Source organism: Streptomyces sp. NPDC059853, from assembly GCF_042731495.1.
In the GTDB taxonomy this organism is placed as follows: domain Bacteria; phylum Actinomycetota; class Actinomycetes; order Streptomycetales; family Streptomycetaceae; genus Streptomyces.
This window is the reverse complement of sequence record NZ_JBHWJL010000267.1, coordinates 1-7235: the sequence shown is the minus strand read 5'-3', so window position 1 is coordinate 7235 and position 7235 is coordinate 1. Positions and strand designations below refer to the sequence as shown.

General features: G+C 72.2%; 7 protein-coding genes. 5 read left to right on the top strand and 2 right to left on the bottom strand.

From position 1 onward, the window contains the following. Window positions 1–49: 49 nt before the first annotated feature. Complete coding sequence (locus ACFV5N_RS22240) at window positions 50–754, bottom strand: FadR/GntR family transcriptional regulator (protein ID WP_385602610.1); 705 nt, start codon at window positions 752–754, stop codon at window positions 50–52. A gap of 65 nt (window positions 755–819) precedes the next feature. On the opposite strand from ACFV5N_RS22240, the gene ACFV5N_RS22235 reads away from it, so the two are divergent. The 4 genes from ACFV5N_RS22235 to ACFV5N_RS22220 all read left to right on the top strand — a co-directional run bounded on the left by ACFV5N_RS22235 (window position 820) and on the right by ACFV5N_RS22220 (window position 3223). After that, window positions 820–2121 (top strand): CynX/NimT family MFS transporter, encoded by a 1302-nt coding sequence (locus ACFV5N_RS22235; protein WP_385602607.1) that lies wholly within the window; start codon window positions 820–822, stop codon window positions 2119–2121. A 16-nt stretch (window positions 2122–2137) separates the two neighbouring features. Further along, window positions 2138–2257 (top strand): SGM_5486 family transporter-associated protein, encoded by a 120-nt coding sequence (locus ACFV5N_RS22230; protein ID WP_385602604.1) that lies wholly within the window; start codon window positions 2138–2140, stop codon window positions 2255–2257. Window positions 2258–2420: 163 nt separating this feature from the next. Next, window positions 2421–2630, top strand: coding sequence for a hypothetical protein (locus tag ACFV5N_RS22225; protein ID WP_385602601.1), 210 nt, complete (start codon window positions 2421–2423; stop codon window positions 2628–2630). A gap of 74 nt (window positions 2631–2704) precedes the next feature. Further along, complete coding sequence (locus ACFV5N_RS22220; RefSeq protein WP_385602598.1) at window positions 2705–3223, top strand: SixA phosphatase family protein; 519 nt, start codon at window positions 2705–2707, stop codon at window positions 3221–3223. Between the two features lie 36 nt (window positions 3224–3259). Here the strand turns inward: ACFV5N_RS22220 and serB are convergent, their stop codons facing one another. Continuing rightward, window positions 3260–4459 (bottom strand): phosphoserine phosphatase SerB, encoded by a 1200-nt coding sequence (serB, locus tag ACFV5N_RS22215; RefSeq protein WP_385602595.1) that lies wholly within the window; start codon window positions 4457–4459, stop codon window positions 3260–3262. Window positions 4460–4716: 257 nt separating this feature from the next. Here serB and ACFV5N_RS22210 point away from each other — a divergent pair, with 257 nt between their 5' ends. Further along, a complete protein-coding gene (locus tag ACFV5N_RS22210) occupies window positions 4717–7173 on the top strand; it encodes an FHA domain-containing protein (RefSeq protein ID WP_385602592.1) in 2457 nt (818 codons plus the stop codon). The last annotated feature ends 62 nt before the right edge of the window (window positions 7174–7235 follow it).

Genomic DNA, 7235 nt, shown 5'->3' with positions numbered 1-7235 from the left:
GAAGGAACTCCTTCCGTACGGGCCGCCGCCGTGTGCGGGGGCGGGCGGTTCAGCTCGTCCCGGAGTCCGCGCCCGCGCCCGCGGCGGCGAAGCTGCGGCAGGTACGGGTGTGGGTGGCGGCCTCCTGTTCGGCGCGGTCGGCGTCGCCGTCGCGGACGGCGGTGAACAGCCGGGCGTGGTCCATGTACGAGGCCGGGTCGAGGGCGTCGCCCACGTCGTACCGCAGGAACTGCCGCAGCACGGTGCCCAGATCGGCGTAGAGGCCGGAGAGCACCTCGTTGTGGGCGGCGGTGACGACGGCGAGGTGGAAGGTGGCGTCCGCCTCCACGAACCGTTCGACGTGCCCGGTGTGCCAGGCCGCCTCGCGGGCGGCGAGCACCCGCTCCAGGCGGCTCAGGTCCTCGGGGGTGCGGCGCTGGGCGGCCATCCGGGCGGCGGCGGTCTCCAGCGCGCCGCGCAGCTCGGCGACATGGTGCGGGTCGGCGCCGGCGAAGCGGCGGTGCATCACCCCGGCGAGTTCGCTGGTGGCCACCACATAGGTGCCCGAGCCCTGCCGGATGTCCAGGAGTCCGTTGTGGGCGAGCGCGCGGATGGCCTCGCGGACGGTGTTCCTGGCCACTCCCAGCTGTTCGACCAGCTCGGGTTCGGTCGGGATCCGCGATCCCACCGGCCAGGCGCCCGAGGTGATCTCGTTCCGCAGCTGGTCGATCACCTGATCGGCGAGCGCCGAGCGGCGGGGGGAGGTGAGTGACATGGCTCTCCTGTCAGCTGCAGGAATCTTGTAATGACCCATTCATTGGATGATTCTATGATGAGGTCATGTCGTTGGCGAAGCATGACCGTACCCCCGGCCCGGCCACCCCCGCACCCGAAGCGACCCCGCCGCGCGCCGCACCGGCCACCACCGGCCCCGCGACCCCCGTCCTGCTGTGGCTGATCACCGCCGGCCTGGTGCTCGCGGCACTCAACCTGCGCCCGGCGATCTCCGCCCTCGCCCCGCTGCTGGAAGAAGTCCGCGCCGACCTCGGCATGAACGGCACCGTCGCCGGACTGCTCACCTCGGTCCCCGCCCTGTGCTTCGCCGTCTTCGGCGTCACCGCGCCCGCCCTCTCCCGCCGGTACGGCCCCGTCGCCGTCGTCGCCGCCGGCATGGCCGCCGTCACCGCGGGACTCGCGCTGCGCTCGCTCGCCGGCAGCACCGGCGTCTTCCTCGCCTCCAGCGCCCTCGCCCTGGCCGGTATCGCCGTCGCCAACGTCCTCATGCCGGTCCTCGTCAAGCGGTACTTCCCGGACCGCATCGGCACCATGACCGGCCTGTACTCCATGGCCCTGTCCCTGGGCGCCGCCGGAGCCGGCGCGGTCACCGTGCCCCTCGCGAGCGCCCTCGGCGACAGTTGGCGGCTCGGCATCGGCCTGTGGGCCGTCCCCGGCGCCCTGGCCGTCACCGCCTGGCTCGCCGTCCTCCTCCGGAGCCGCGCCACCGCCGCCCCCGCCCCCACGGCACCGGCCCCCGCCCCGCAGGCCACCCCCGACACCACCCGCCTCACCCTGCGGCGCTCACCCACCGCCTGGGCCCTGGCCTGCTTCTTCGGCCTCCAGGCCACCGCCGCCTACATCATCATGGGCTGGCTGCCCCAGATCTACCGCGACGCCGGCATCTCCGCCGGTACCGCGGGCCTCCTCTTCGCCGTCGCCATGGGCCTGAGCGTCCCGCTCTCCTTCGTCGTCCCCCCGCTCGCCACCCGGATGCGCACCCAGGGCCCGCTCCTCACCGTCCTCGCCCTGTGCGGCCTCGCCGGATACACCGGACTGTGGCTCGCCCCGCACGGCGGCGCCTGGGCCTGGGCCGTCCTGCTCGGCATCGCCAACTGCGCCTTCCCCGTCGCCCTCGCCATGATCGGCCTGCGCGCCCGCAGCTCCCACGGCGTCGTCCGGCTCTCCGCCTTCGCCCAGTCCACCGGCTACCTCATCTCCCTGCCGGGCCCCCTGGTCGTCGGCGTCCTCAACGAGGCCACCGGCGACTGGCACCTTCCGCTCGCCTTCATGGCCGCCCTCATGGTGCTCCAGATCCTCGCCGGCACCCTCGCCGGCCGGGACCGCCACATCGAGGACGGGGCCTGAATGGCAGACTGGGCCCATGCCAGCACTTGAGCCCAACCCCACCGGCGGACAGCGCACCCTGCTGCTCATCCTCGGCGTCATGCTCGCCGTCAGCATCGTGATCGGCGTCATCGCCAGCATCGCCGCCGGCCACTGATCCGCCCCACCGCCGGCCCGGGTGGTGCCCGCCCCACCGTCCCCTAGGGGGACAGCGTCAGGGGCGGGTGGGTGGGTTACCCGATGGGCCCGCGCCCGCCGTCCGCCTACCGTGGGACGCAGTACGGCGACACCCCTCGCGGGACCACGGATGGAGGCGCACCATGACCGGTCGCACGGCCCGCATGACCACCCCCAGGGCCCGGCCGGCCGGACCCGACGTCCGGCTGCGCTGGTGGGCCCTCGCCCTGCCCGTCGCGGCCTTCAGCGCCCTGCTGTGCCTGCTCGCCGCCAGCACCCAGACCGGCCCCGCCCCCGGGCCGCAGCCCGTCTCCCAACTGGTCGAGCACGCCAGGAACACCTGGCTCGGCTGACCCGGCCGCCCGCACCCCGGCAGGTTCGCCAACCACCCGCCGCCACGGGCACGTTTCATGCAAAGCTGGGACACATGAGCGCTGAAGCACCCCGCAGGATCGTCCTTCTCCGACACGCCAAAGCCGACTGGCCCGACGTCTCCGACCACGACCGGCCGCTCGCCGAGCGCGGTCGCAAGGACGCCCCCGTGGCCGGCCGCCGGCTCGCCGGCGCCGGCATCACCCCCGACCTCGCCCTGTGCTCCACCGCGGCCCGCACCCGGGAGACCTGGAAACTGGTCGCCTCCGAACTGCCCCGGCGCCCGCGCACCGTCTACGACGAGCGGCTGTACGAGGCGTCCCTCGGCGAACTCATCGCCGTCCTCAACGAGACCGACGACCAGGTGCGCGACCTGCTGCTGATCGCCCACAACCCCGGCATCCACGCTCTCGCCGACGCCCTCGCGGGCGCGTCCGAGGGGGACTGTCTCGCCCGGATGAACCGCACCGGCTACCCCACCGCCGCCATCGCCGTGCTCACCTTCACCGGCGACTGGAAATCCGTCGAACACGGTGTCGGCACCCTCGCGGCGTTCTGGGCCCCGCACTCCTGACCGCCCCGCGGCCTGAGGAGGCGGCGCCCCGGCGCCTCAGCTCTCGGCGTCCGCCGCCTCCACTTCCTCCCGGGTGACCCCCAGCAGGTACAGCACCGTGTCAAGGAACGGCACACTCAGCGCCGTGTGCGCCGCCTGCCGCACCATCGGCTTGGCGTTGAACGCCACCCCCAGACCGGCCGCGTTCAGCATGTCCAGATCGTTCGCGCCGTCCCCGATCGCCACCGTCTGCGCCAGCGGCACCCCCGCCGACGCCGCGAACCGGCGCAGCAGCCGCGCCTTGCCCGCCCGGTCCACGATCTCCCCGGTCACCCGCCCGGTCAGCCGGCCGTCCACGATCTCCAGCGTGTTCGCCGCGGCGAAGTCCAGCCCCAGCCGCTCCGCCAGCGCGTCCGTCACCTGCGTGAAGCCACCCGAGACCACCCCCACCTGGTAGCCCAGCCGCTTGAGGGTGCGGATCAGGGTCCGCGCCCCGGGGGTCAGCCGCACCTCCGCGCGCACCTTGTCCACCACCGACGCGTCCAGGCCCGCCAGCAACGCCACCCGGGCGTGCAGCGACTCCTCGAAGTCCAGCTCCCCGCGCATCGCCGCCGCCGTCACCTCGGCGACCTTCTCCTCGCAGCCGGCGTGCGCCGCGAACAGCTCGATGACCTCGTCCTGGATCAGCGTCGAGTCGACATCCATGACCACCAGCCGCTGCGCCCGCCGGGACAGCCCCGCCGACACCACCGCCACGTCTATCGACCGCACGGCCGCCTCGGTCGCCAGCTCCGTGCGCAGCCGCTCGGTCGGCACCCCGGAGACATTGAACTCGACCGCCGTCACCGGATACTTCGCCAGCCGGAAGATCCGGTCGATGTTGCCGCCGCAGCCGGTGATCCGGGCCGCGATCGCCGCCGTGTTCTCCGCGTTCAGCGGATTCCCCAGCACCGTCACATGGGAGCGGCCACTGCCCCGGGCCGGGTTGTCGCCGAGCCCCGAGATGATCTCGGCCTGCATCCCCAGACCCTCGGCCCAGCCGTGCACCGTGGCCCGCAGCTCACCCTCGGAGCCGGAACCACCGGCCGGCGCGCTCACCAGGGCGCACAGCACGATGCGTCCCCGGGTCACCACCTGCTCGATGTCGATGACCGTCACATGAAAGGCGGCGAGCGTCTCGAAGAGACCGGCGGTCAGACCCGGCCGGTCCCTCCCGAAGATCTTCACCAGCAGCGTGGGCGTCTGTGCGGGGATCATGGTGCGCACCACGGTAGTCGCTCCCGGTAGCCGGGGTATGGCCATCGGCCGCCGTGCGGGCGAACGGAGAGGAAGGTCACAGAGATGCCGACGCTTCGCACCAGCTCCGTGACTATCCGGGCCCCGCTTTCCGTTTCCGGCCCGGGACTGGAATAGTGCCTGGACGATGGTCGACCATCTCGAACCCTCCTCTGGGGGTACCTCCCGGCCGGAGGCTGGGGGAGGGCCGGTCGGGGGACAACTTTGTGGGGCATGGAGTGCCAGAACTCGTACTCGAACTGAACGGACAGACCTGGTCGTTGGACCCGACCCGGTCGTACAGCGTGGGGCGGGATCCGCAGGGCGACCTCGTCCTGCAGGACGCGCGGGTCTCCTGGCGGCACGCCACCGTGCGCTGGGGCGGCCAGAACTGGATCCTGGAGGACCACGGCAGCACCAACGGAACCTACGCCCAGGGCCAGCGGGTCCAGGAGCTGCCGCTGGGCCCGGGTTCGGTCGTCCACCTGGGCAACGCCACCGACGGACCGCGGCTCACCTTCTCGGGAACCGCGCCCGTCCCGCACCAGCAGGAGCCGCAGCACCAGTACCAGCAGCAGCCGCAGCAGCACGGGTTCGGCGCACCCGTGCCCGCCATGGCCGGCCGGCCGCCCGCCATGCCGCCCCACCAGCCCGGCGCCAACCCGGCCGGAGCCGGCGGCGACCGCAGCGTCACCACGTTCCACCACCTGGCGGTCGGCCAGGTCACCCGGATCGGCCGCGCGCTGGAGAACGAACTGGTGGTCTCCGACCTCCAGGTCTCCCGCCACCACGCCGAGTTCCTGGCCCACCCGGACGGCCGCTACGAGTTGCACGACCTCGGCAGCCACAACGGCACGTACGTCAACGGCCAGCGGATGGACAAGAACGGCCGCCGCTACCTCGGCCAGAACGACACCGTCGGCATCGGCCACTCCACCTTCCGGCTGGTCGGCAACCAGCTCCAGGAGTACGTCGACACCGGCGAGGTCTCCTTCTCGGCCCGCCACCTGACCGTCCAGGTCAACAACGGCCGCACCACCATCCTCAACGACGTCTCCTTCGGCGTCCCCGAGAAGTCGCTGATCGGTGTCATCGGCCCCTCCGGCTCCGGCAAGTCCACCCTGCTGCGCGCCCTCACCGGCTACCGCCCCGCCACCTACGGCGAGGTGCTGTACGACCACCGCAACCTGTACACGCACTTCGCCGAGCTGCGGCACCGCATCGGGCTCGTCCCTCAGGACGACATCCTCCACAAGGAACTGCCCATCCGGCAGGCCCTGCGGCTCGCCGCCCAGCTCCGCTTCCCCGGCGACGTCGCCGAGGCCGAGCGCAACGCCCGGGTCGAGGAGGTGCTGCGCGAACTCAAGCTCGACGTGCACGCCACCAAGCGCATCTCCTCGCTCTCCGGCGGCCAGCGCAAGCGCGTCTCGGTCGCCCTGGAACTGCTCACCAAGCCGTCGCTGATCTTCCTGGACGAGCCCACCTCGGGCCTCGACCCCGGCATGGACCGCGACGTCATGCAACTGCTGCGCGGCCTGGCCGACGACGGCCGTACCGTCCTGGTCGTCACCCACTCGGTTGCCGAGCTGGGCCTGTGCGACCGGGTGCTGGTCATGGCGCCCGGCGGCGGCGTCGCCTACTTCGGCCCGCCGGACGAGGCCCTCAACTTCTTCGGCTACGACAACTGGGCCGACGTCTTCTCCGCGTTCGAGAACTACCGCGACTACGACTGGATGGGCCGCTGGCGCGGCTCGCAGCACTACCAGATATACGCGGCCGACCTCGACGCCGTGCAGCCCCAGGCCGCCAACTTCCAGCCGGTGGCCGCCGCCGAACAGAAGGCCCAGACCTGGGGCTCCCAGGTGTGGACCCTGATGCGCAGATACGCGGCGGTGATCTTCGCCGACAAGGGCTTCCTCGGCCTCACCGTCGCCCTGCCGGTCATCCTCGGCGCGGTCTCGCTGGCCATCCCCGCCGACTACGGCCTGGGCTATGGCAGACCGGAGAACGGCGGCCGCAACGGCCAGGCCAGCATCATCCTGCTGGTCCTCGTCGTCGGCATGTGCTTCTCCGGATCCGCCAACGCCGTCCGGGAACTCATCAAGGAACGGGTGATCTACGAACGCGAACGCGCGGTCGGCCTCTCCCGCTCCGCCTACCTGATGTCCAAGGTCTTCGTGCTGGGCATCGTCACCATCTTCCAGGCCGCCATCCTGGGCGCCATCGGCTTCCTGCCCCGCGAGATGCCCGCCGAGGGCGTGCTGTTCACCAGCTCTCCCGCGCTGGAGATGACCCTGGTCATCATGGTCCTGGGCTGCACCTCCATGATGATCGGCCTCGTCATCTCCTCACTGGTGCGCACCTCCGAGATGACCATGCCGCTGCTGGTGATGATCTCCGTGGTCCAGCTGGTGTTCACCGGCGCCCTCTTCGAGGTGCACGGCAAGCTCGGCGTCGAACAGATCGCCTGGCTGATGCCCTCCCGCTGGGCCCTGGCCGGCACCGCCACCACCGCCGACCTCAACACCCTCACCGCCTCCGTCACCGACCCGGACGCCTCCGGCGACCCGCTGTGGAACCACGCGGCCGGCTGGTGGCTCCTGGACGTCAGCATGCTCGTCGCCCTCGGCGTCGCCTGCGGCTTCCTGGTGATGAAGTTCCTGCGGCGGCACGAACCCGAGGTCATGCGCGACTGACCCCGGCCCCACCCGCACCACCCCGACGGTGGGGGGACCCCCGCCCCCGGGGGCCCCCCCCC